The sequence below is a fragment of the Treponema sp. HNW genome (genome assembly GCF_050320395.1).
Lineage (GTDB): Bacteria > Spirochaetota > Spirochaetia > Treponematales > Treponemataceae > Treponema_C.
On sequence record NZ_CP144459.1, the window covers coordinates 1,348,141 to 1,373,310 of the forward strand.

14 protein-coding genes and 1 pseudogene are annotated in these 25,170 nt (G+C 46.8%); 11 read left to right on the forward strand and 4 right to left on the reverse strand.

The features are described 5' to 3' along the window. Window positions 1–37 precede the first annotated feature (37 nt). From rpsO to V1L52_RS06255, 7 genes are read left to right on the forward strand one after another with little or no spacing between them, the layout of a single operon-like run. Window positions 38–307 carry a 30S ribosomal protein S15 gene (rpsO, locus tag V1L52_RS06225; RefSeq protein WP_428771694.1) on the forward strand — a complete coding sequence of 90 codons (270 nt, stop codon included), beginning with the start codon at window positions 38–40 and terminating at the stop codon, window positions 305–307. Window positions 308–332: 25 nt separating this feature from the next. Then, a complete protein-coding gene (gene pnp, locus V1L52_RS06230; RefSeq protein ID WP_428771696.1) occupies window positions 333–2,432 on the forward strand; it encodes a polyribonucleotide nucleotidyltransferase in 2,100 nt (699 codons plus the stop codon). After that, a complete protein-coding gene (locus tag V1L52_RS06235) occupies window positions 2,407–3,726 on the forward strand; it encodes a M16 family metallopeptidase (RefSeq protein WP_428771698.1) in 1,320 nt (439 codons plus the stop codon). Before pnp ends, V1L52_RS06235 begins: the two co-directional genes overlap by 26 nt. 50 nt (window positions 3,727–3,776) lie before the next feature. Further along, window positions 3,777–5,678: an adenylate/guanylate cyclase domain-containing protein gene (locus tag V1L52_RS06240; RefSeq protein ID WP_428771700.1), complete on the forward strand. Its 1,902-nt coding sequence runs from the start codon at window positions 3,777–3,779 to the stop codon at window positions 5,676–5,678. Then, the gene (locus V1L52_RS06245) at window positions 5,650–8,427 is read left to right on the forward strand and encodes a FecR domain-containing protein (protein ID WP_428771702.1); all 2,778 of its coding nucleotides are present in this window, start codon (window positions 5,650–5,652) and stop codon (window positions 8,425–8,427) included. Before V1L52_RS06240 ends, V1L52_RS06245 begins: the two co-directional genes overlap by 29 nt. Beyond that, on the forward strand, window positions 8,417–9,586 hold the full coding sequence (locus tag V1L52_RS06250; RefSeq protein ID WP_428771704.1) for a fibronectin type III domain-containing protein: 1,170 nt from the start codon (window positions 8,417–8,419) through the stop codon (window positions 9,584–9,586). Before V1L52_RS06245 ends, V1L52_RS06250 begins: the two co-directional genes overlap by 11 nt. An 18-nt stretch (window positions 9,587–9,604) precedes the next feature. Beyond that, entirely contained in the window at window positions 9,605–13,654 is a 4,050-nt protein-coding gene (locus tag V1L52_RS06255) for an InlB B-repeat-containing protein (RefSeq protein WP_428771706.1), read from the forward strand. A gap of 89 nt (window positions 13,655–13,743) precedes the next feature. Here V1L52_RS06255 and V1L52_RS06260 read toward each other — a convergent pair. Beyond that, a pseudogene (locus V1L52_RS06260) lies at window positions 13,744–14,075 on the reverse strand (hypothetical protein); the annotation flags it as partial. A gap of 99 nt (window positions 14,076–14,174) precedes the next feature. Here V1L52_RS06260 and V1L52_RS06265 point away from each other — a divergent pair. Further along, window positions 14,175–17,045: a PD-(D/E)XK nuclease family protein gene (locus V1L52_RS06265; protein WP_428771708.1), complete on the forward strand. Its 2,871-nt coding sequence runs from the start codon at window positions 14,175–14,177 to the stop codon at window positions 17,043–17,045. Further along, entirely contained in the window at window positions 17,042–20,845 is a 3,804-nt protein-coding gene (locus tag V1L52_RS06270; RefSeq protein WP_428771710.1) for a UvrD-helicase domain-containing protein, read from the forward strand. Before V1L52_RS06265 ends, V1L52_RS06270 begins: the two co-directional genes overlap by 4 nt. A gap of 48 nt (window positions 20,846–20,893) precedes the next feature. On the opposite strand, the gene V1L52_RS06275 is transcribed toward V1L52_RS06270, so the two are convergent. Then, window positions 20,894–21,604 carry a SanA/YdcF family protein gene (locus V1L52_RS06275; RefSeq protein ID WP_428771712.1) on the reverse strand — a complete coding sequence of 237 codons (711 nt, stop codon included), beginning with the start codon at window positions 21,602–21,604 and terminating at the stop codon, window positions 20,894–20,896. After that, on the reverse strand, window positions 21,601–22,581 hold the full coding sequence (locus V1L52_RS06280; RefSeq protein WP_428771714.1) for an Hsp33 family molecular chaperone HslO: 981 nt from the start codon (window positions 22,579–22,581) through the stop codon (window positions 21,601–21,603). Before V1L52_RS06280 ends, V1L52_RS06275 begins: the two co-directional genes overlap by 4 nt. 233 nt (window positions 22,582–22,814) lie before the next feature. On the opposite strand from V1L52_RS06280, the gene V1L52_RS06285 reads away from it, so the two are divergent. Together V1L52_RS06285 and V1L52_RS06290 are read left to right on the forward strand one after the other, a co-directional pair. Then, a complete protein-coding gene (locus V1L52_RS06285; protein WP_428771716.1) occupies window positions 22,815–23,120 on the forward strand; it encodes an RNA recognition motif domain-containing protein in 306 nt (101 codons plus the stop codon). Between the two features lie 132 nt (window positions 23,121–23,252). Continuing rightward, a complete protein-coding gene (locus V1L52_RS06290; protein ID WP_428771718.1) occupies window positions 23,253–24,254 on the forward strand; it encodes a M28 family peptidase in 1,002 nt (333 codons plus the stop codon). Here the strand turns inward: V1L52_RS06290 and V1L52_RS06295 are convergent. Continuing rightward, window positions 24,251–25,126 (reverse strand): DUF368 domain-containing protein, encoded by an 876-nt coding sequence (locus V1L52_RS06295; RefSeq protein ID WP_428771720.1) that lies wholly within the window; start codon window positions 25,124–25,126, stop codon window positions 24,251–24,253. The two genes, V1L52_RS06290 and V1L52_RS06295, sit on opposite strands and share 4 nt — an antisense overlap. Between the last annotated feature and the right edge of the window lie 44 nt (window positions 25,127–25,170).

Genomic DNA, 25,170 nt, shown 5'->3' on the forward strand with positions numbered 1-25,170 from the left:
ACAGGATTTTCAGGATTACAATAGAAAGGAGTAAGTAATGGCACTTACAAAAGAAAAAACGCTGTCTCTTATCAACAACTTCGGTGCAAACGAAAAAGACACCGGAAACTCTAAGGTTCAAATTGCATTATTGACCGAGAGAATCAAACAGCTTACCGAGCACTGCAAAACATTCAAAAAGGACAAGGGAGCTTCCCGCAGTCTTATCAAATTGGTCGGTCAGCGCAGAAAACTGTTAAAATATTTACAGCGCACGAATTTGGAAACATACCGCGCCCTTATTAAAGAGCTCGGCTTGCGCAAATAGTGCATTCACAACAAAGAAGGAATAAATGGTTCACAGAGTTACCTATAAAGTCGGCGATGACGAGCTGATTTTGGAAACGGGCCGGATTGCCAAGCAGGCAAACGGCGCCGTTTATGCCCAATACGGCGGTTCCGCCGTTATTGCGACGGTATGTACGTCTTCTTCCGCACAGGAAGGTTTGGATTACGTACCGCTTACCGTTGATTACAACGAAAAATACTATGCCGCGGGAAAAATTCCCGGCGGTTTTATCAAAAGGGAAGGGCGGCCCAAGGATAAAGAAATCCTCGTGTCCCGCCTTATCGACCGCCCGATGCGGCCTTTGTTCGATATCGCTTTCGGACGCGAAATTCAGGTTATCCCGACCTGTATTTCGTCGGACCAAATCAACCCGCCCGATATTTTGTCGGTTATCGCAAGTTCGGCGGCGGTACATATTTCGGACATTCCCTTTAACGGTCCGATTGCCGGCGTCCGTGTAGGCTATATCAACGGCGAATACGTATTGAATCCCACCTACGAGCAAATCGAAAAGGGCGATATGGAAATCGTTGTCGCAGGAACCGCCGACGGCTTTACGATGGTAGAAGGCGGTGCAAACGAAGTATCCGAAGAGGTTATGCTCGGCGCCTTGGAAAAGGCTCAGGATTTTATCGCCGCGATGTGCCGCTTACAGGACGATTTACGCAAACTTGCCGGAAAAGAAAAGCTTCCGCTTTCGCCGCTTCAAATCAGCCTCGAAAATAAGGATGCGATGCTTGCCGAAGCTATGCCTCAAATGGAAAAAGCCTGTTTTGTAAAAGGCAAGCACGAGAGGCGCGACGCTATTGCCTCCGTTAAAAACGCTTTGTCCGAAAAATATGAGGCGCAGCTTGAAGACGAAGCGCAAAAAAAACTGTTTGATGCCTTCTTTGAGGATATGGAATACAATATTCTTCGCAAAAGCATTTTGGAAAAGGGCTTACGCGTAGACGGACGCGGTACCGAAGATATCCGTCCCATTACCTGCGAAACGGGTGTATTGCCGCGGCCCCACGGTTCGGCCTTATTTACGCGCGGCGAAACCCAGGCATTGGCCGTTGCCACCTTGGGAACGATGCTCGATGAACAGGTGTACGACGATATAGACGGCGACCGCCGCGAACACTTTATTTTGCACTATAATTTCCCGCCCTATTCGGTCGGCGAGGTAGGCAGAATGGGAACGGGGCGCCGCGAAATCGGGCATGGAAACCTTGCCAAGCGTTCTTTGGAACCCATGGTTCCCGGGCGCGACAAGTTTCCCTATACCGTGCGCGTCGTTTCCGAAATTATGGAATCGAACGGTTCTTCGTCGATGGCTTCCGTATGCGGCGGCACCCTCTGTATGCTTGCGGCCGGCGTTCCGATGAAAAAGCCCGTCGCAGGTATAGCTATGGGACTTATTACCGAAGGAAACGCATATGAAAAATATGCGATTTTGTCGGATATTTTGGGCGAAGAAGATCACCTCGGCGATATGGACTTTAAAGTTGCGGGTACCGTAGACGGTATTACCGGCTTTCAGATGGACATTAAAATCGCCGGCGTTACCAAAGAAATTATGACCAAGGCCTTGGATCAGGCAAAGCGCGGCCGTCTGCATATTTTGGGCATTATGAATCAAACTATCAGCGCGCCCGCCGCCGAAATCAGCAAGTATGCGCCTAAAATCGAAACGATGAAAATCGATGTGGATAAAATCGGCGCTCTTATCGGGCCGGGCGGCAAAAACGTCAAAGCCATTTCCGCCCAATACGGGGTTACGATCAATACCGATGATGACGGAACGGTTACGATTTACGGTAAAAACGCCGCTTCAACCGACGGTGCGCGCGCTGCGGTAAAGGGAATCGTCGAAGATCCTGAAGTAGGCTTGATTTATACCGGAACCGTTAAACGCATTATGGATTTCGGCGCCTTTGTGGAAATTCTTCCCGGAAAAGAAGGTTTGTGCCATATTTCCAAATTTTCGCGCTCGAAGATTGCTTCGGTTTCGGATGTGGTAAGCGAAGGTCAGCAAATTCCGGTTAAATTGCTGGAAATCGATAAGATGGGAAGATTAAACCTGTCCTATATTGATGCCCTTGAAGCCCAAAACGTATAAAATAAACGGCGCCGCAGCGGACATTGTTCAAAAAACGTGTTCAAACGGCGTTACCCTTATTGCCGAACCGATTGCAGCTGCAAGGACGGCCGCAATCGGTTTTTGGTTTAACTGCGGTTCACGCTATGAAAAAGCGGGGCATAGGGGAGTAAGCCACTTTGCCGAACACATGCTTTTTAAAGGCACAAAAAGCCGCAGTGCATTCGATATTGCCGCGGCCTTTGACCGTATGGGCGGCTATGCGAACGCTTTTACCGAACGCGAACAGGTTTGCCTGTACTGCGTAGTTCCCGCTCTGCATGTTTCTGCAGCACTCGATATTCTCTGCGATATGAGCGAAAATTCGGTATTCCCCGATGCCGAAATAGAGCGTGAGCGTTCCGTTATTGAAAGCGAAATTACGGCATCCCTTGACGACCCCGAAGAAGCGGCCCTTGATGCCGTTGCCGAAATTCTGTGGCCGGATAATCCGCTTTCGCTTCCGATTGCCGGGACGGTTGAAGACGTGCAAAAGCTCGATGCCTCTTTTTTGCGCTCCTGGTATGCCGATTATTTTCAAAACGGGGACTTGAATGTCTGCGTTTCGGGGAATGTCGATCCTGACGATATATACCGCCGTTTGCAAAAGATGAAAACGCGTACCGTAAAACCGGCACAATATGCCCCGATACAAAAAACATCCGCTTCTATCGGCGAAAAAAAACGACAGGTGCACTTTTTGAATGCGGATTTTCAGCAGGAACAGTTTTTTGTGCTGTACCCTCTGCCGTATCCTTTCAGTTTAAAGAGTTACTATTGTTTTTCGGTATTGAATGCCCTTATCGGAGACACGATGAGTTCCCGGCTTTTTCAGGCATTGCGTGAAAAAAGCGGCTATTGCTATACCGTATACAGTTTTTTTTCGCTCTATGCGGACTGCGGGTATTGGTGCGCCTATGCCTGCGCCCCGAAAAAAAACGCCGTCGAAATTATTGCGGTAGTACACGGCGAATTGGAACTGCTTATAAAAAAGGGGTTTTCCCCCGATGAAGTACAGGCGGCAAAAGAGCACGTATGCGGCGAAGAAATCATCAATGCCGAAGATACCGAATACCGCATGAAGCGCCTTGCGCGCTGCCGTTTTTTCGGTTTTGAACAAACCGGCTTTGATGCCGCTATAGACGCTATACGGCATTTAACCGGCGAAGAGTTAATGCAAGTGTTAAAAGCCTTGTTAAAAACCGGCGAAGAACAAACCGTTGTCTACGGTCCGAAATTGACTGCATCGGTACGAAAAAAAATCGGAGGTACCTGAGTGCTCGGTCTTAAAAAAATTACCCCAAACCGATTTATAGAGGAATGTATATGTCTGAAGCACGAGAGCCGGCAATGCAGCGCGTTAAATTTCCTATAGGCGCAAAGCTTGTTATTATTATTTCAATTTTGGCCGTTTTTTCTTTGACCGCAATTACGCTTTTGGTTACCTGGTTTCAGGGACAGGATGTGCAAATAACCGCGGAGGAAAATAACAGAACCGTGAATATGCAGGCCGCATCGGCAGCCGAAAAAGAATTGACTTCACTTCGCTCAAATTCTTTTTTGCTGCTTGATATTTTAAATACGGCCGGAAGCTCGGGCGCCTTTGCAAAACAGGCAGCCGCCTTTTATTTTGAGCGCAATCCCTCGGTTGCCGCCGTTTTGCTTACCGATTCCGGGCGTGAAGACGGACTGGAACGCAAACTGTTGAGTGCCCCTTTTTTTCTTTCGAATGAATCGGATCCCGCGCTTATAGATACTTTTTTGGCGCAAACAGCCGATGTCATTCGACAAGCCGAAGACGGTATTATGCATGTGGTAAACGCTTCGCCCGTTTTTGATATGCCCATGCTTGTATTGTTTTATCCTTACACCGAAAAGGGATTAAATCAGTCTTTGGCGGTATTTTTTTCGGGCGAAAAACTGGCGGACAGCTTCGGAGCAGGAACTGTGCAAACCACCTATTTGGTAAACGATAACGGAGATGTTCTTATTCACCCTGACTTCAATTTGGTAAAAAACGGAGCCAATATACGCTCCTTTTCTTTATTTGATCAAATGATCAAAAACGGCGATACAAACCGTCAAGTGCTTGTTACCGATGAAACGGGTAAAAAAATCTTCGGTTCTTACCGCCGTCTTTCTTTTGCTCATCTTGCCGTCCTTACCGTTGCCGATGCCGAGCTTCTTTTGGAACCGGTTGCGGAAACCACAAGGCGCAATATCTATTTGAGTATTATCGTTTTATTTCTTTCGGTTATATTTGTTTGGTTTTTTTCAAAATCGATTTCCAAGCCCGTAAAGATTTTGGCACGGGCTGCCGGTCAAATAGAAAGGGGCGAATATGAACTTGACTTACAGGCAAAAACGCGGGATGAACTGGGACTTTTAACAAGCAGCTTTGTGCAGATGGGGAAGGGCTTGGCCGAACGTGAACGTCTAAAAGATTCTTTCGGCCGCTTTATAAACAAAGAAATAGCCGAGCTTGCAATGAAGGGTCAACTTGCCCTCGGAGGCGAAACAAAGGATACGACTGTTTTCTTTTCCGATATACGTTCTTTTACGGCTATTTCCGAGAAACTTGAACCGGCCGAGGTTGTCGAGTTTTTGAACGAGTATATGACGGCTATGGTCGACTGTGTAAATAATACCCACGGTGTTGTGGATAAATTTATAGGAGACGCGATTATGGCCGTATGGGGAGCTCCGACTTCGGCGGGAAGTCCTGAAGAGGATGCCTTAAATTGTATACGTGCCGCCTTGCGCATGAGAGCCGCCCTGATTATTTTTAACCGCGGACGAGGAGGGGATAAAAAGCCGATTATCCGCATAGGCTGCGGTATCAATTCCGGTCCCGTGATTGCCGGACAAATCGGCTCTCAAGAGCGTATGGAATATACGGTTATAGGAGACGCCGTAAACCTTGCTTCGCGTACCGAAGCTTTAAATAAACCGATGGGAACCGATATACTTATTACCGAGTATACGTATAACCTGGTAAAAGAGTACGTAACGGTCGAAGAAATGCCCTCGGTTACGGTTAAGGGAAAAGAAAAACCGCTTAAAATGTTTGCGGTAATCAATATGCCTCATGAAAAAAATATCCCCGGGGCCGGTGAAAAGGGACCGAAAAATTTAAATCAAATCAGACAGGTACTCGGTATTCCGATTCCCGATTTTGCAAAGGTTGATATCAATGAAGATGAAAAGAAATACAAGATACAATCCTGAAAGAGCCTCTCTCCTTGCCGACATCTTTGTTGTTGTTGTTTCTCTTTGCGTAATTGCATATACTTCGTTTTTGTTTTATCGGAATTTAAATAAAACCTTTGAGCGCAAAGACAAAACTCCGGTTGCCCTTGTTTCCTTTAAGTATAAGAGCGTTCAACGCCGTTTTCTCGACCGTGCCGTCTGGGACAGGCCCGTCCAATATTCACCCGTATACAACGGAGATACCCTGCGTACCGCTCCGGATGCCGAGGCCGTCGTTCATTTTCCGGATAAAAGTGTTATATCAATCGATTCAAACACGATGATTCAAATCTTTAAGCCTTTGTCTGAGGAAGCCTCCGTTCAAATTGCCGAAGGAAGGGTATCCGTTCAAACTGCCGGAAGCAAGATGACGGTAAAATCGGCGGGTGCATCGGTAAGTATTGAAAAAGATTCGATTTTGCACGCGGATAAAAAAGCCGCCGGAAGCCTTCGCCTTGCGGTTCAAAAAGGAACGGCGGCTCTTACAAAGAATGCCGATGAGGACAAAGCGGGCGGGACGACGGTAAGCCGGATGATTACTGAAGGAACCGCTTCGGACGACGACGAAGCTCCCTTTGTGTCTATTCTCAGTCCCGTCTCCGGTACAAAGATGCTGAACCAAAATGCTGCAGGTGCGAATATACCCGTTCTGTTTAAATGGCACAGTACCTTCAGCGCCGATACCGAGCTTGTTTTGGAAACGTCGCGCAGCCGCGGCTTTACGCATAATGTGAACCGTATTTCGGTTACAGGCTTGGAAGAATTGACTGTGGAAGAACCGTCAGGTACTTTGTATTGGCGTCTGTATGCCGCGGATACGGGCTTTGACGATGATTCGGCGGATTCGGGAAAATTGAGCATTTTGGAGGCACCGCCTCCTTCTCTTTTACAGCCTGCAGACGAAGACCGCTATGCATATAGGAAACGGCTTCCGGCTTTACGCTTTTTGTGGAAGGGAAGTGCTCTTGCTTCTTCTTATACGCTTGAAATAGCGGACAATCCGGATATGTTAAACCCCGCCGCCGTTAAGCAGGTAAGTACCGAATCGGTTACGGTTGCCGATTTGGGCGAGGGCCGGTGGTATTGGCGCGTAAAGCCTGCCTATCTTATAAGTGAAGACATTGCGATAAAGTCTTCTGCGGTGTCGTCCTTTTATATCGAAAAGAAAAAGTCTCTTCCTCCGATAGAACTGATTGCTCCGGGAAAAACGGCCGACACCGCTAAGGATAAAAGCCTTACTTTTTCATGGAAAAATGCGCAGGAAGTTAAAACCTATGCACTTCGTATTGCCCGCAGCGAAAGTATGAGCGATACGGTGTCCGAGTATCGTACCGACCGTAATTATTTTGAATTGCAAAAAGCCGCGCAGACTTTGCCGAACGGTATTTATTATTGGACGGTTGAAGGCCTTGATGAAGATAATGAAGTTATTACTTCAAGTAACGGTTCCGTTTTTAAAACGCGCGACAGTGAAATAATTTTGCGCTCCGTTTTCCCGCCGGAAAATTACGTATTGGCCGATACCCTCTGTTTGGATACACGCTTTACGTGGAAAACAAACCTGAATGCCGAACACCTGTTTCAGGTTTCATCTTCGCGCGATTTTTCCGATTTAGTTGTAAATCAAAAAGTACAGGGCAGCTCGGTCGAAGGTCTTTCTTTAAAACAGGGTGAATACTACTGGCGCGTATTCGTTAAAAACGATTTTGAAGAATTTCAAACCGAAACTAAAAAGCTCATCGTAGCCGCCCCCTTTGATAAACCGGAGCTGCTCGGCATGGGGGAGCGTGTTATTATTCCTCCCGAGGCAAAAAACGCTTTTACATGGACACCTGTTTCGGGTGTCGATTATTATCAGCTGAAAATTATGATTCCCGACTCGGATTCGGAGCCCCTCTATGAGAATGCCTTTATTACAAAAAACGATATAAGCATACCTTTGCAGTCGATTGCGGACGGAAACTATGTTATAAACGTTCAGGGGTTTGCGGGTGCAACGCTTACATCGAGCAGACGTTACAGCTATGCCGACTCGCGGCGTTTTGAGTTAAAACATTTGCGGCCGGCGGAACTTTTATATCCGGTACAAAATGCAAAAATAAACGGAGTTCAAGCCGCTTTACAGCCGGGAGTCTTAAAATGGAGTTCCGTAGATAAGCCCGTCAATGCGCGGCTGATACTTGAAAAAAACGGAAGACGCCGCGCCGTTCTTTCGGTTGCGAATCCGGGCTTCAGTGTTCAGCTTCCGCCCCTTGAAGCCGGAACATACCGCTGGCGCATAAGTGCGGCAACCGAAAGCGGCTTGGATATTTCATCCGTTAAAGACGGAGTATTTACCGTTTTACCGATTGAGCCGCTTGAAAAAACCGCCGTTGTGTTTCCCGCCGATAAAGAAGTGCTGGGAGTTCCCTTTTTTAAGACAAACCGCAGTATTGTATTCAAATGGGAAAAGGTGCGCGATGCCACCCATTATAATCTGTGCCTTTACAATGCAAAAAAACAAAAGCTGTTTGAGCGCGAAATAGGGGCGGCAGACAACTCATTCGAGTTTACGGAACTGTCTGTTTTAGCACGCGGAGATTTTTATATTGAAGTGCGCGCTCTTCGGCGCTTGGAAAACGGAATGCTGTTTCAGGACGGCAGGGTTTCGGCCTGCCGCTTTACGATTGACTTACCGAAACCTGCAAAGGTCAAGACCAATGATGCGGGAGTAATGTATGGCAGATAAAAAATCCGCATGTATAATCCTTTGCGTATTGTGTTTGTCAATTTTCTCGTATGCACAAAAAGAAACCGAAAAGCACTACTATATCCGCGAAAGTGAAGAAGGAGTCGTCTTGTATCAAGAGCTTTCGTGGGAAGCGTTTGCGGATATTTTAGGCTATGAGTTTGAACTGGAACAAAAAAACGAAGCGGATGAATGGATCCGGCTTGATAAAAAAAACGTACAAACCAATTCCGTTCAAGTTTCATTGCCGCCCGGAACCTACCGCTTTAGGGTTTCGGTTATCAACCTGCTTGAACAAACCGAAGCTGCAAGCGATTATCAAAATTTTAATGTATTGCTTGCGTATCAGCCGGAAGTTCACAATTTGTCGCCGCATTTGATTTATTTCGACACTGTTTTTACCAACCGCCTTATCGTCAACGGAGTAAACTTTTTATCTCAAACCGAATTCAGCCTTGAAAAACCTTTAACGGCTCCCGTTGTATTAACTCCCGTTGAAATCGATAAAAACGGAAAACGTGCGGTTTTTGAATTGAATATGAACCGCCTTACTCCCGGAGATTACACCTTTTGCGCACGGGACAAAAGCGGTTTATACGACAGAACTCGGGTTCTTGAATTGAGGTTTCAAAAACCCGTCGATACTCACGTTTCGGCCGGCTATGCCTTTACCGGCTTTGCGGGAAAGAATGTCTTCACGGAATACTATGAGCGCGATTTTGCCCCCTTAGGCGGTGTATTCCGCTTTACGATACTGCCGGCAAAAAGATCTTACGGCCATTTCGGCTTTAATCTTTCATGTTCGGCTTTTTTAGCGGATAAAGAATTTGAACATTATAAAATAAGCGGCTATTCGTTTATGCCGCAGATAAACGCCGCCTATGTCTATCCGATTATAAAACATCGGTTGAATATAGATGTACATTTGGGAACGGGAGCTCTTTTTCTTATGAACGGCCGCTTTACCTTCCCGAACACGGATTTAAAAAGTCCCGTTTATCGGTATTGGGGTATGACGGTGAACGGCGGTACCGCTTTACAGATGTATGTCCTGAAAAAGCTGTATTTTGAATTGAATGTCGACCATATTGTTGCAATACGGAAGGGCTTTCCCAAGTATATGTATCAGCCGGCACTTTCGGTCGGCTGGGAATTTTAAGTAGGCGGAGGTTCGATTATGCGTACTGTTAAAAGACCGATTTTTACGGCAAGCTTAACCTTCTTATTATTTTTGACCGGTTGTAAAGAATTTTTTGCGGATATAGAAAAAGATTTTTCTCATTGGACCTCTATGGTGCAGATTGTTGCTCACAGAGTACCGTCGGCAGGAACGGATGCTGAAGGTTATTCCTGTGTTGCAAGCGATACGGATAAAACGGTAAGCTTACATCTGAACAATCCGCAGGGCTACGAATTGCAGATCCCGGCGGCGGGTGCTTCCTCGGATATTGTTGCCTTTGAAAGCGGCGTAAAAGGAGCCGACGGTACGTATCTTCCGCGGGCCGGAATTGATTACGAGTTCAGGCAAACGGCTTCCGAGCGTATTGAATTAACATACAAAAAGGCCTTTTTGGAATATTCCGAACGGGGCGTACAAAACATAAGTCCTGCAATCACTTTGTCCGGTAAAGACGGACGAAAGTTCGGAACCTATACATTTAAGCTGCGCGCAAATACTCCTCCCCCGGGCATTTCGTATCAGGCGACGGGAAAGGTGCAGGATACGGGAACTGGCATATCGTACTATGTGCTGTGTTTTGCGGTATCCGATATGGGCAGCATGACAGGCGGTGCGCCTTTGCACAATGATATAAAAACACTTTCCGTAAACGGCTTAGGAGATATTCCCCTGACGCTGAATGCAAGCGGAACGGACTTTGACATAAGCAATTCGGGCGGCCGGCTCTTGAATGCAAGCGATGTTTGGACACTTGTTTCGGGAGATTATCCTTCAGGCTTTGTTCCGGGAACCCCTTCTTCAGGCTCGTGGATACTCCGCTTTAAGACCGACGTGGAAGTTGCGGCGGGGGCGGCACAAAAATATTCCCTTAACCTCAAAGACCGAAAGGGCTTAAGTTCGGGGACACTGCAACAGTGGACACCGCGGAACATGGTGGCAACGCTTAAACTGTACGAGGATGCAGCCTTATCAAATGAAATAACGGGAACAACCGAGACTGCTCCCCGCAGAATAAACTTTACAGGTTCACCGGTTACGGACAGTTACACGCTGAAGGCAAAAACGGCAACGGCGGCTGCCCGTATAACCGCCCTTGTAGAAAAAAAACGGGGCGCCGGGTGGGTTGAAGTGAGCCGTGAAACGGGCGGAAGCGAAAAAGAAATACACGTGAGTTCCGACGGGACGGACACGGCGTACAGAATTACCCTTAACGCAAGCGCATCCGGCTTTGAAGATGCCGAGCCGCAAACATTCTATGTTACCTTCGTACAAAACTTCACGGTATCTTTCCGGGTAGAAAACGCAAACGGAAGCCTTGAAGGTGTATATAGCGGAAACACCCAAACGGCAACTGTAGGAGATCCTAAAGCCTTTACCGTTCCGCACGGGCAAACCGTAAACTTTATGGCACATCCCGACACACATTACGAAGTAGACAACTGGACAATTAGGGGCGGATACTGTCTGGCAGGCGGAACGGAGGGCAGTACTACCGCACAGATTCGCTCGGACGCACATACACAGGTATCGGTACGTTTTAGACTGAAACGCTACCCCGTAACCTTCAGCGTAGACGGCGGACACGGAAGCCTTAGTGCCCGAACAGGCACAAATCCTGCAACAGAAGTAAGTCCCATTCGGGTTGAACACGGCTCAAACGTAAACTTTACCGCCGTTCCCGAGCAGGGCTATGAGTTGGACGGTTGGACGGTAGACAGTGTTTCTGCCCCGTCGGTAACAAGCTTAACACACAGCCTTTCCAATGTAACCGCCGCACGGAACGTAACGGTTAAGTTTAAAAGAATAGAGAGAACCGTAGCAGCGGGAAGCAATGCGTGGAAAAACTTAAAAGATACGGTTGCCGAAATCCCCGAATACGGAACCGTCATCATCGACGGCGAAATAAAGGCGACAAACGCCGCCGGCAATTCAGGTGAAATTGTCATCGACAAAAACCTTACCATAAAGGGCAAAAAACCTAACCGTACCGACACGCTTAACGCAAACTCGTATCACAGCGGAATAACTCCTACCGATGCCCCCGCAACACTGCACCGCATATTCAAGGTAACAGGCGGAACTCTTACGCTGGAAAATATTAAGTTGAAAAAAGGATATGCAGGAAAATGGGATCCATCTAATTCGCTTGCGTCATCAGGTGCCGGTATTTTACTGGAAAGTGGCTCTGTATCACTTACTCAGGTAGATATTTTGAACTGCGGAGCAGTAGGTACCGGAGGCAACAAGGGAAAAGGAGGCGGAATATATATCAAAACAGGTACACTCACAGTAAGCAATTCTACACTTTCTTCTAATTGGTGTTCAGACGGAGGCGGCGGGGTATACATTGCAGGAGGAACAGTTACCCTAACAAATACGGAAATAACGGATAATAATTCAGCGTTGGAACACGGGGGTGGTGTGTATGTTGAATCGGGCAGTATGCGTATAGCAGGTACAAGCCGCATTACCCCTTCTACCGGAATGAATGAAAATAAGAAAGGTAAAAACGAGGTGTATCTAAAAAATGGCGTAAAAATTACTTTCAACGACAATTTAACCGGTACGGTTCCTATAGCCCGCATAACGCCGGAAGCCTATCCTACAGGAAGTACAGAAATACAGGTATTGGACGGCTCTACTGTAAGCTCTGAGTACACCAAATTCACCGTAACACCGCAGGATTTAGGAAGCGGCAAGAGTGCGGAGTGGGGCATAACAAGTGAAGGAAAGCTAAAATTAACAAGTATCGTAATAGACGGCTCCGGTTACAATGCGTGGAAAAAGCTGAAAGAAGCTGTACAAAATGCCCAAGACGGAGATACCATCACTATAGTGGGCGAAATAAAGGCGACATCGTCTTCCGGCAACTCAGGTGAAATCGTCATCGACAAAAACCTTACCATAAAGGGCAAAAACCCTAACGGTACCGACACGCTTAACGCAAATAAAGCGGACACCGGTAAACCTAAACACCGCATCTTTAATGTAAAAGCAAATGCTCATTTTGATTTAGACGGCCTTACACTTGTCGGAGGACAAACTTCGTCCGGAGACCCTCACGGCGGGGCAATTTTTATGAGCGGAGCTAATATCACATCTACCATAAAAAACTGTATTATCGGAAAAGAAAATAACAGCAATATTGCATCACAACAAGGCGGCGGCATATACCTTAATATAGCGGGCGGCTCTTTAACCTTAGAAGATACGCAGATAAATTCCTGTACCGCAGACGGCGGAGGCGGCATATATCTTCAAAGCGGCAATCTTATATTTGAAGGTGTTCAGATGAAAAACAATACCGCCGTTAACGGTAAGGGACGTGCAGTGTGGGTAGAAGACGGTTCTTTTAAAATAAAAGACAGCAGTACAACCAAAACGTATTTAGACCCCACAACAACGAGTAGCAAAAATCCCGATGATGTGTATCTTGCAGACGGTAAAACAATTACCGTAAACGGCACACTTACCGGAATACCGGCCGGAGCGTTTACCTCCCCTCAAGCTGCCCGTATAACGCCTCAAAACTACACCGCAGGTACGCAAGTAGTGGAGGCGGAGAACGGTGTGAGCATAGGCGATGTAACAAACAAATTCACTGTAACGCCGCAAACTGCTCCCTCTAAAAACTGGATAATCGATAAAAAAGGCCGTCTGAGAGATTTTGACGGTATCGACAAAGATGTCATAGCGGCTTTTGACGGGAACATGAACACTACTACTATTAAAAAATATAACGAGATGATAGGTCATTTTATTTTTTACAAGACAAGCAGCGGTAACTACGGTGTAATGATTATTACCGAAACACCGCTTTATGCGGCAGATGCATATAAGATGAAGTTTAGCTATAAAACATACGATGCAAGCGGCTCGGTACTAAAAGAAGGTGAAGAAACGGTGTCGGGAACGTTTTCTTTTGACTTGGATACCGGTACTACGGGGAATACTTCATTGCCGGGCGTAGACTTTTTCCTGCATAACTCGATAAATATTGTTCCGAAAAATAATGCACGGTTCTTTACACAAAATCCTCCGCAATAGGCGGAATTGCACTAAGCGGAAAATCCCCTTTAACTTTCCGTGCTTTTCGGCAAAGCATAAGGGGCTGCCCGCTTGAATTATCCGGTGCTTTACAGTTTTTCGATTTCCTCTTTCGAGAGGCCGGTCATCTTTGCAATCATATTTGTATCAAAGGATTCGAGCTTCATCATTTTTGCCGTTTCGAGTTTCGTTCGATATGCCCCCTGTTGGATACCCTGTTCTATTCCTTGTTCAATACCCTGTTCAATACCTTGTTCGATCCTTGTTCGATACCTTGTTCAATTCCTTCGGCAAAGGCTATCTGTCTTTCTTCGGCTCTCTGAACCGCTATATCAGTTTCATAACTGTACTCGGCTATTAACATATTGATTACCTCCTTGGTTTTGCGTTCGAGATATTCGCGCAAAATATTATTTGTTATAGCACATCTTATAGGATTTTAAAGGGTAAATCATACAGGCTGAATGATTGCAAAACAGTTCTTCCCGTGCTATACTCATGGGCGGAGGCGGGGAAAACGATGCAAACTGTGGAAACTGTGTTAAAAGAACATATAGGAGATGCTTCCGTTTTCTTTGTATTTCCGACCGATATTGCCGCTTCTTGCTGGGCCGATTATGCTTTACGGTTTACCGAAGCCCTTGCCCTTGAGCGCTTTACCGCGTGGGACCGCTTTAAAAGCGAGGCGGTGCGCGCGGTTCATCAGGATAAAAAAAGCATTCCCGCCGTTTTGCGCCGTCTTTTTGCCTTACAGCTTTTGGAATCGAATGCGCAAAAGCCTTTTTTTTCTTCGCTTATTCCGCAAACCTATGCAGCTTCTGCTTCCGGTTTTGCCGACTGGCTGGCTTCTCTTTTACCTCAGCTTGCTTTGTGGAAAAAAAAACGCGGACAAAGTTCTCTCTCTTGCGATGCCGAAGATGAAGACTTATATAAGCTTGAAACGCTCTACCGTTCTTTTTTGGATACGCATTCGCTCTTTGAGCCTGCATGGGAAATGCCGCCGTTTAAGGACGAGGGGAAAAAGTACGTTATTGTCTATCCCGAAATTTTACAGGACTTTGAAGAATACCGCCTCTTGCTCGAACAAAGTCCTCACGTTTCTTTTGTCAATGTGCCGGCTTCTCCCCTTGATACCGCGCTTTGCCGTTTTACCGAATATTCAAATACGCGCACCGAACTGCGAAAAACCGCCCTGTTTATCCGCTCTCTCTGTGCGCCGAAAGACGGTTCCCGTCCCCGGTTTGATTGGAACGATATTGCCTTAAGTATTCCCGATTCGGAAAATCTTATTCCCTATGTGATGCGCGAACTTTCCCTCTACAATATTCCGGCCCGGCTTCGTTCGGGAAAAAAGCTGAGCCTCTATCCGGGCGGCGGTTTATTTACCCTTATACGGAATTGTTATAACGAATCTTTTTCTTTCGATTCGGTTCGCGCCCTTTTGACCGATCCCGCTTTTCCGTGGAAGGATAAAACGGCTGTCAATCAGCTTATCGCCTTCGGTATTGAGCACAATTGTCTGTGTTCTTACGACAATATTGATGTGTGGGAGCAGGCTTTTTCGAAAACGCCGGGCGAAGAACGGGCCCGAACTCTGTACCGCGAATTAAAAAAATATGTAAAAGCTGTTGCAGACGCTTCAAGCTTTCGAAAACTCAGGGAGCATTATTTTGCCTTTGCGGCCGCCTTTTTTAATCCCGAATTATTCAGTAAAGAAAGCGACCGCATTGTAAGCCGCTGTATAAGCGAGCTCTCCTCCCTTGCCGAGCTGGAAGCCGATTATCCGGAAGCCGCACGGTGTTCAAAGGTGCTTGATTTTTTTGTTTCGGTACTCGATTCAAAGGATTATCTTGCGCAAAGTTCCGATCGGGGGGTAAGCGTTTTTTCCTACCGGGTTGCAGCCGCAGCGCCCTTTAAATGCCATATTGTTATCAATGCTTCTCAAAATGCTTTGAATACCGTATACAGACCGCTTTCGTTTTTAAATGAGGCAAAGCGTTTCGATTTGCGTATATGCGACCGCGACGTTTCTCCTCTTTTTGTGCGCCTCTATGCCGAGCATTCCGCTCTGCCTTTGAGGGCGGCTTGTTCACGCGAAAGTTTTTCAGGCTATGCGATTGCCCACAGCGTGTTTGACGGCTGTCTTTCGGATGCCGGGATTGAGACCGAGAGTTTTAAAAATGCGGATTCGGCGGATTTTTTTGCAGCCGAGCGTTCTTTTTTGCGCGGTGTATCGGCTCGGCCTTTGTTTTTACATTCGGTTCAAAAAGAAGGATTTTTTTCATGGGCATCGCTTAAGGCCGGCGAAGACGTTTGCGTAAAAAGCGTTTTGTCATCGGATATTATACGGGAACGGATCTTGCAATATGCGTGCGATCCGGTTTCGGGTAAAATCAAGGTGTCCGCAAGCGATTTAAACTCTTTTTATACCTGTCCGCTTTACTGGCTTTTTTCCCGTGTTCTTCGTATCCGAGAATACACTGCCGATGCTTCGCTTATTGACAATGTCTTTATAGGAACGCTGTACCACGAAATTATACAGCGCGTCCTTAATACTTATAAAAAGAAGGCTCTTCCTCTTTTATTGGAAGACGGAAAAATCCCTTCCGATACGCTTTTTGCTCTTAAAACCTTTACCCGCGAAGTCATAGAGGGCCTTCCCGCTTCCTGCCGCCTTACAAACGATGTAAGCCCGCTTACGCTCGAAAGCTTTCGTATACAGGAAGCTTCCATTGTGCAAAAATTGACGGACTTTTTTTATGAGTTTATCTGTTGGTTTTCGGGGTTTTCGGTATGCGATACGGAAAAAGCCTTACAGCTTGAAAGTGAAAACGCCCTTTTTAAAGGACAAATTGACTGTGTGCTGACAAATGCGGCGGACGACTCGGTGTGCATTGTTGATTTTAAAACGGGAAAGGTGCCGAAATTTACGAAATGCATAAAACTGCCTGAAGGAACATTAAGCGATTTTCAGCTTGCGTCCTATATAAGGCTCTATGAAAACGCACACGGGGGTGCACATGCAGGTGCTCATACGAAAATCGATACGGCGGCTTTTTTCAGCATACACAAAAAAGAACTCTCGGTTATTGTCGGTTCGCTTGTTTCTCCCGTTACGGGTAAAAAAAAGCCTTACTGCAGTACCCGTATTTTACCGCGTGACGGATTTTATGCCGACGGTGTTTCTTCGGTGGACGGAACTTTACAGGCGCTTGAAGAGGCTGCACAGGCATACACGGCCTCTGTTTTGCAGGCGGATTTACCTCTTTTTACGGATATTCGCGCTCGAAGACATTTTCCCGACGGGAGCGAAGTGCCCTATAAAACCTGCGCAGATTGCGCTTACAAGGCTTTGTGCCGTACCGCTTATAATTTAGGGAGAAAATCATGACAGCCGCGCAGACAACTCAAAGCTTACATCCTCTTTTGGAGGAGGGCTTAAATGAAGAACAGAGACAAGCGGTTATGTGTTCGCACAATGCCGTCATTGCGGCGGGGGCGGGTTCCGGAAAAACCTTTGTTTTTGCGCGCCGCTTTGTACACTTGATTGTCGACAAGGGCTATGATATTGAATCGATACTCGCGCTAACCTTTACAAATAAAGCCGCCTCTGAAATGTATGAACGTATTTACAAAACTTTAAAAACGCTTGCGCCTTCAAATGCTCTTGCTCAAAAAGCCCTTGCGGACTTTCACAAAGCGCGCATTCAAACGATGGATTCTTACTGCGCTTCCGTTTTGCGCTCCTGTTCGCGTTTGTACGGTATCCGTCCCGACTTTGTTACCGATGTTCAAAAAATAAAAGAATACGTTTCCAAAGAGGCCCTTTTATTTGCCCTGGAGCACAGAAAAAATCAGGCCCTGCAAAGCTTATGCTCTTTTTCTTCCGTAGATGCGATAGCCCGCGATTTTTTTGCGGCCGCCGTTTTACGCTATTCGGTTCTCGGTGATCCCTTTGATTTCGAAAGGGCTATAGACAATCAAATTAACATCATCACGGAAAGCTGGAAAAGCGGCATGGCCCTTGTCGAAGAAAACGTATCTTGCCTTGCAGAACTTGCCGGTTCGGCTAAAGAAGATGAGCGTTCAAACTCACGTTTATCCGTTAAAGAACTTATACGGGTTCTCGAAGAAAACAGCATGTCTTCGGATTTTATTTTTAACTTTCTCTGCGCTTTCCGTAATAAAACCGGAGGCGGTGAAAAAGACGAACCGAGCGCCCCGCTGAGTACAAAATTAACCGCTTTTTTTGAAAGCCTGTATACCCTTAAAAGCGGCCGTGCTGTGGGCAAAAAAAAGCCCTTTGTTTCGGCTCTTCGCAGTGCCTATGCTTCTTTGTCGGCTGCGGCAAATTATGTGCTGCATTTTTCGGATATGTGCTCTCTTATTCCTTTGTTGACCGAATTTGAATCACGGGTAAACGGGTGGAAACGTGTTTCGGGTACCCTTGCTTTTGCCGATATTTCTTCTCTTGCCCTGAAAATATTAATTGAACAGCCGCAGTTCCGCCGAAGCGAAAAAGAGCGGAGCCGCTGTATTATGATAGACGAGTTTCAGGACAATAACCGGCAGCAGCGCGATATGCTTTTTTTGCTTGCCGAACGTCCGGAGCGGAATGAAAAATCCGTACCGAAAGCAGCGGATTTATGCCCCGATAAATTGTTTTTTGTAGGAGACGAAAAACAGTCGATTTATTTGTTCCGCGGTGCCGATGTTTCGGTGTTCAGAAAATTAAAAGCCGATTTATCGGATAGGGGAGCTTCTCTTGCTAAAAACTACCGTTCATCGCCTGAGCTTATTGCAGCCTTTAACCGCTTTTTCGGCGGGTATTCCGATAGACCGAATACGGCTGAAAAAAGTCCCTATGCCGTTTTTTTGCAAAAAGAAAGCCTTTTACCCGGAGCCGAGTTTCCGCTTTTTGAAGCCGAATATACGCGTGCCCTTGCAGGACGTAAAGAAGATTCTTCGCAAGATTTTTGTGCGCCGATTCACTTTTTTTTACTGCGTACAAACGGATTGCCGGATGAAGAGGAGACCGAAGACGGCGACACGGAAGAAGGTATAGGTGCGGATGAAAATGAAGCCGTTTTTACCGCTTCAAAAATCGCCTCTCTTATCCGTGAGGGAACGAAGGCCGAAGATATAGCGGTTTTGTTCCGTTCATATTCGCGCCAGTATTTATACGAAAAACATTTGCGTTTACAGGGCGTTCCCTATAGTTCCGAAACCGTAACCGGCTTTTTTTCGGATGCGCCCGTAAACGACATATATTATTTTTTACGGTTAATTGTGTATCCTCGCGATTTTCATGCATTTGCGGCCGTTCTTGCTTCTCCCTTTGTCAGGCTTTCGCACGGGGCCGTTTTATCCTGTATGGAAGCTGCACAAAGAATTCCCCGCGAAAGTCTTTCGATGCTTTTTACGGAAGAAACGGGGAGGGTTCTTGAAGGAGAAGAAGCTTTGCGCTTTAACTCGGGCTTGGATTTGTACAATCGTGTCCGCCTGTGTGCCGCCGATTCTCTTTGTACCGATCTTATCGATGAACTTTGGTACCGTGCCGGATACCGCTATGAAACCCTGTATACGGAAGACGGTGCGCTTTTTGCCGAGCTGTACGATTATTTGTACGAACTTGCGCGCACCGCCGATTTAAACGGAAAAAAACCGGCCGCTTTTATAGAAACCCTTGCCGAATTGTCGGTTAATCGGGACAGACTTCAGGATACCGATATTCCGCTTGAGCGCTCCGGTGCCGTGCGCTTAATGAGTATTCATAAAAGCAAGGGGTTGGAATTCCCTATTGTGTTTATCTGCGGCGCTTCATCAAGGGGGCGCGGTACAATAAACGAAGATAAACTCTATGTGGATACGGATAAAAATATATCGTTTAATTTTCCTCCTGTTACGAGTATACGCGAGTGCGGAAAAAATATTTTTTTCGATTCGATGGGAAATATACTCAAACAAAAAGCCGAAGCCGAATTGCGCCGCCTTTTATATGTCGCCTTTACGCGTGCCGAACGCGAAGTCTATATATGCGCTTCTTATACTTTAAATAAAGATGCACAAACCGTTTTGGAAGCCCTGTCGGATGAACATGCGGAATATGCAGGCAATGACGATTTTCTCCTGCGGGATGAACTTGCAGCCCTGTTTACCGCTTGGACTCAAAAAGCGAAAAAGAATGCCGAAGGCTATTCCGTTACGAATCCCGAATTATGCGTTCCCAAGGATACGTTTTTCTCCTTTTTGCTGCCTGTTATCGTTTCCCTCTGTGCGGATTTTAAAGACCGTCCGCAGGAGCTTCCGTTTACCCTGAACCGTATTCCTCTTATGAACAGGGAAGATATGTTCAAACTTAGCGATAAAAATGCCGCTGAAAAAGATTCGGAAAAACAAAAAAATACCGCTGAACGCATAGCCGCACTCAAAGCAGTATACGATGACATCCCCTGTATTCAAACTCCCGTTTCGGAAAGTCCCTACCGCAGCCCCTCGCAGCTTTCTTTGGCGTATTCAGCTGTCTCGTCCGCCGAAGATACCGCTTCCGCCGACGTTTTTTTTACAGCTGCTCCTGCTCCCGATGCGCGGGAAGGGGCATCATATTCCGAGGTGGACGATATAGTGCGCTCGTTTTCAAACGGAGAATTTGCATATAATCATTTCGGAACGATTGCCCATGCCTTTACCGAAGCGGCTTTTACCGGCCTTGAACCTCGGGTTCCGCCCGAAACCGTCTATGCTCTCAGTGAAGCGCAAAAAAAGACGGTTTATGCCGCCGCAAAAAAAATGGCCGAAAGCTTTATTCAATCCGATTTGGGAAAACAGGCCCAAAGCGCCGTATGGCGCAAAAACGAGTATTCGTTTAAATTGCGCCTCTTTGACACCGTTTCCCGCTCCGCTTCCGATTCGGCTTATCTTATTTTAAACGGACAAATCGACTTGATTTTTGAAAGCGAAGACGGCATTGTAACGGTGCTCGATTTTAAAACGGATGCGTACGAAAATCCTGATGATTATGTTTTACAGCTTGCCGCTTACCGCCGCGCGGCTTCGGTTATCCGCAATAAGGCTTTTTCAAAAGTAAAAACGTATGTGTATTATTTACGAAGCGGCAATATTGCCGACATTGGCGGGCAAACGGAAAATGCGGATTTAAGCAAAGCTGTTTTTCATACGAACGGTGAGTAAACATTGCTTAGGGAATCGGTATATTCCCGATAACTGCGGTAACCGCAGTTATTTATCTTCAAAGATATCCCAGGTTTTTAAGCCGCTTCCGCTTACGGGAATGGGCTCGCCGAGAAAGCGGGGTTTTCTTTGTACCGCCGTGTCCGCAAAGGCTTTTACACGCGCCAAATATTCGCGCAGCGCCCATGCAAACCGCAGGCGGTCGGCATATTTATCTTCGCTCAGTGCGAGGGCATAGACTTCCAAACCGGATTTTCGCCCTATGTATACTGCGCGGTAGGCATGAAACTTTTGGGTTATAACGATAAGCTTTTCGGCTTTAAATATTTCGCGTGCACGATATAAGCTGTCGTAGGTATCGAAGCCTGCATGGTCAAGAAAGATACGGGTTCGGTCTATGTTCGGATTGTTTCGAAGTACATAGAGGCGCATAGCATTGACTTCATCGTACCATTTTTTGCCGTGATCGCCCGATAAAAGGAGGGCGGTACAAAATCCGTCTTTTATTCCCTCGTTATAACAGTCGATTCCCTCATCGACCCTGTCCTGTAATACGGTTGACAAACGGTTTCCGTGTACCATGGCCCCCAGCACGAGAGCAGTGTAACCGCCATTGTCCGCCGCAGCTTTTTTAAGTTCGCTTCGAGAGGTAAAGACATAGGGGGCCGCATAGCATACCGTGTAGATATTTACCGCCGCACTGAAAAGTGCAATGCATGCAATCAGGATAAGACAAATTCTCAATATTTTTTTAATCACAGCTCACTCACTTGAATCTTATATACGCTTGCGCAGTTATGACAGACAACCTCTATGGGGTCGGTTTTACCGCTTTTGATATCGTCCAATTCGGCTTTCGGCAGTGTGCGTATCGACTCGATATACCGCTCTTTTGAGCAGGGGCAGTCAAAAACAATATCGCGTTCCAACACCGCTTGAGGATTGAATTCGCGGAATAAACCGTAGATGATGTCTTCGCGGTTTCCCTTTTCGGAAAACCACTGTCCCAGCGGCGGGCATGCTGTAAAAGCGTTTTCCATGCGCCGTATTAAATCGTCCCGGTCTTCCCGTCGGCTGAGGGCCGGATGAGCGTTTTTTGGGGCGGTGTAAGATATGCCTCCTTGGGACGGCATTACCTGAACGAATAAGCCTCCCGCTCCGATCACACGTCCTTCTTTGTCAAGCTGTATGCCCGTATTGAAGGCCGTATAAATCTGTTCGGATTGGTGAAAATACCAGGCCAAGTCCTGCGCGATATTGCGGTGTTTTATTTCAACCACTCCCGTTTGAACTTTAGGAGCCTTACCTTCGTGTGCTTCCGGATAACGGGTAATGCTGATTGTTCCCTCTCCGAAAAAGGGGGCAAGATCCCAGCTTTCCAGGGGCTTATCGATGGGAATCATATTTTGCAAAAGGAAGCCGCGTACATAGCCTGCAGAGTCGGCTTCTACCGAAAACCCCGCCAGAGGTCCGTTTGTATCGCAGCGGAATTTCAAGTGTTCGCGCCCCTTCATGGTTTGAATCATAAGGGCGGCACAAAGGCTTGCCTGTCCCAAAATCATGGTTTCCAATATGCCGCTTTTATGCTGGGCGCGCATTTGATTTACAAAACGGGTACCGTGGAACAGGGCTCCGCGGAAAAGGCCGTCGGCTGCTATAAAAACGGTCATACCGTCTTTTTCAAGGCTTTCAATGCGTTTTTTTAAAACCATGTCGTTGATTTCCGCTTTTATCATACATAACATAGTAACAAAATCGGCGGAATAGGGCAATACTTACTTGACAGGAGATGAAAGTCGTAGTACGCTTAAATATAACATACGTTTTCTTAAAAACTATATCCGTGTACTCATGTTGTTTCAGGTTACATACGGGAGTCTCAAGCGAACGTGGTTTTGCTGTCTTGGGCAGTATGTAAATAACGGGACGGGGAAAACAGGGTGTATTTTACCGTCCGAGAGGAATGAAAATGGCTCAAAAAATTTATGTCGGTAACATGAATTACGGTACTACGGAAGATTCTTTAAAAAACGCTTTTTCTCAGTACGGTGAAGTGGTATCCGCGGTTGTTATTAAAGACCGCTTTACGGATCAATCAAAGGGTTTCGGCTTTGTGGAAATGGCTGAAGAATCTGCTGCCCGCGAAGCGATAGCCGCATTAAACGGTACCGAATTTGAAGGAAGACGTATCCGTGTAAATGAAGCGGAAGATAAGCCGCGCAATCCGCGCCCGCGTCCTGCATATAACCGTCCCGCAGGCGAAGCCGCTTATTGAAATTACCGATTCGCTGAAAAACGAATCGGTTTGTCCGGAACATAATCCTTGTTTGCGGAAGTTCCGGGTCTAAAAATAAAACCGCCGTTCTGCCGAAAAATGCCGCGGCGGTTATTTGTTTATCCTCGCATTATGTCTTTTTTACCTCAGGAATTCAAAGATTTTATTGCTCCCGGCTGCAACCGCAGACTTTTTTTGGAAAGCGCGTTCAAACAATCGGGTATAGATTTTTATCCTATTTCAACCGGAGCCTGTGTCCATCTGTGCCTGAGATTTCCTTCGGCAGCATACAATTCTCTGTTTAAAATTAAAACGGTGCTGGTTCATTACGACCGTGCAGTCGGTAAGGGCGGCTCCTTTATTACTCCGGGGGCAAACGATAACTCCGCCGCAGTTTATCAGGTGTTGTCTTTTGCCCGCCGTCTTTCACGCGGTTCTTTAGTTCTTCCCGGCGGTGTACATAACATGAGGCTTATATTTACCGACGGAGAAGAGCTGGGCGGTCTTCCGTCCGCGCAGGATAATCGGCATGAGGGTGAAATGCAGGGTGCTTTCGCTCTTGCAGCCCTTTTTAAAAAACTGGGAATCACCGATGATGAAGTATATGTCCTTGACGGATGCGGGCGGGGCGATGTTTTGGCCGTTTCGACAGCCGGGAAAAACAGTTCCGCATCTTCGGCCTTTACAAGAAAATTCGGTTTTTTGTTCGACCATGCCTGTGCTTTGGCGGCCGAAGCGTCTTCGGGAAAACATATATGTATTCCGGTTCCTTACAGTGACAATGCGGGTTTTTTAGCCTGCGGTATTCCCGCAGTCGCTCTTACCGTGCTTCCCTCCGATGAATCATCCGTCTATATGCGCCGGCTGCAAAAGGACAAGGCCTTTGAGCGTGCCGTTATGAACCGCGGAGTTGCCGCCCACGGTGCGGGCTTTGTATATTCCCAAGAAACGGCTGCCCGTTTACGCGAGGCGGGTATAGACCCCGCCGAAGCCCTCTTGTTAAGCGAACAGCTTCCGCGCACATGGCGTTTAATGCATACCCCTTATGACGATGAGGCGAGCTTAACCCCCGAAGCGTTTAAAATTATGGAGCGTTTTTTGGATATTCTTGCCTTAAGCCGCCGGTGTGCTTAAGTGCGTGAACTTATGTATGAGGCGGCAGAGCCTGCAACAAAGAGTACAATCGAAAGAATCAATTCATTGTGTGCCGGAAGCCCCGGATAAAGAACTGCGAGGGAACCTGCAACCAAGCCTAAAATTGCCGCATAGGTGTGGGCGGGAAATCGTTTTAAAAGGATTCTGATTACCGCAGCTCCTCCCAAAAGACCTGCAGCGGCTCCGAGGGCAACGGGAATCAGAATTGCGATATTCAAATCCGCAACCGCCTTGATAACGGTATTGTAGGTTCCGAATATCACCATTAAAAACGAGCCCGATATACCGGGGATAATCATCGCCGCGGCGGCAAGGGCGGTACAGATAAACAGCTTTATCGATAAGGCTGCGCTCAAAACTGTTTGCGCTTCATGCATAAACTGCGAGCGGTTGGCGTATTTCATTGCGAGCATCAGGGCAAGGGCTGCAAAAAAGACTGCTCCGGCCGAACCGTAGCGTATAAAAGCGCAGGGCTTGCATGTTTGCCCGTCTTTTTGTACATTTGTACCGGTCGCGCAGCCGAGAAGCTGCATTTTTTTATAGGTTTGCGAAGCGATAAAGGGCAGGCTTCCTATAATAATTCCCATAAAAAACCAGAGGGCTGCAAGAGGATAGAGCTCCAAAAAACGGTTTATAAGTTTACTGAAAATCAATATTCCCGAAGCTATACCGATTGCAAGGGGAATCCAGAATTTCCGCATAGCGATGATTTTTTTGACGTTTAAGCCGATAAGTTCGATAAGCGAATCGTATATGCCGAATACGGCAGCCATGGTTCCTCCGGATACGCCGGGAATCAAATTGGCAATGCCGAGTACAATGCCGATAAGGATAAGTTTAAGTATGTGCATGATGAGTTACTATAGCATAAAAAAATGAAGAATGTAAGCACCGG

Excerpts from the sequence above, each read along its gene's own strand:
- rpsO (WP_428771694.1), top strand. The coding sequence starts at position 38 with ATGGCACTTACAAAAGAAAAAACGCTGTCTCTTATCAACAACTTCGGT.
- pnp (WP_428771696.1), top strand. The coding sequence starts at position 333 with ATGGTTCACAGAGTTACCTATAAAGTCGGCGATGACGAGCTGATTTTG.
- V1L52_RS06235 (WP_428771698.1), top strand. The coding sequence starts at position 2,407 with ATGCCCTTGAAGCCCAAAACGTATAAAATAAACGGCGCCGCAGCGGAC.
- V1L52_RS06240 (WP_428771700.1), top strand. The coding sequence starts at position 3,777 with ATGTCTGAAGCACGAGAGCCGGCAATGCAGCGCGTTAAATTTCCTATA.
- V1L52_RS06245 (WP_428771702.1), top strand. The coding sequence starts at position 5,650 with ATGAAAAGAAATACAAGATACAATCCTGAAAGAGCCTCTCTCCTTGCC.
- V1L52_RS06250 (WP_428771704.1), top strand. The coding sequence starts at position 8,417 with ATGGCAGATAAAAAATCCGCATGTATAATCCTTTGCGTATTGTGTTTG.
- V1L52_RS06255 (WP_428771706.1), top strand. The coding sequence starts at position 9,605 with ATGCGTACTGTTAAAAGACCGATTTTTACGGCAAGCTTAACCTTCTTA.
- V1L52_RS06265 (WP_428771708.1), top strand. The coding sequence starts at position 14,175 with ATGCAAACTGTGGAAACTGTGTTAAAAGAACATATAGGAGATGCTTCC.
- V1L52_RS06270 (WP_428771710.1), top strand. The coding sequence starts at position 17,042 with ATGACAGCCGCGCAGACAACTCAAAGCTTACATCCTCTTTTGGAGGAG.
- V1L52_RS06280 (WP_428771714.1), bottom strand. The coding sequence starts at position 22,581 with ATGATAAAAGCGGAAATCAACGACATGGTTTTAAAAAAACGCATTGAA.
- V1L52_RS06285 (WP_428771716.1), top strand. The coding sequence starts at position 22,815 with ATGGCTCAAAAAATTTATGTCGGTAACATGAATTACGGTACTACGGAA.
- V1L52_RS06290 (WP_428771718.1), top strand. The coding sequence starts at position 23,253 with ATGTCTTTTTTACCTCAGGAATTCAAAGATTTTATTGCTCCCGGCTGC.
- V1L52_RS06295 (WP_428771720.1), bottom strand. The coding sequence starts at position 25,126 with ATGCACATACTTAAACTTATCCTTATCGGCATTGTACTCGGCATTGCC.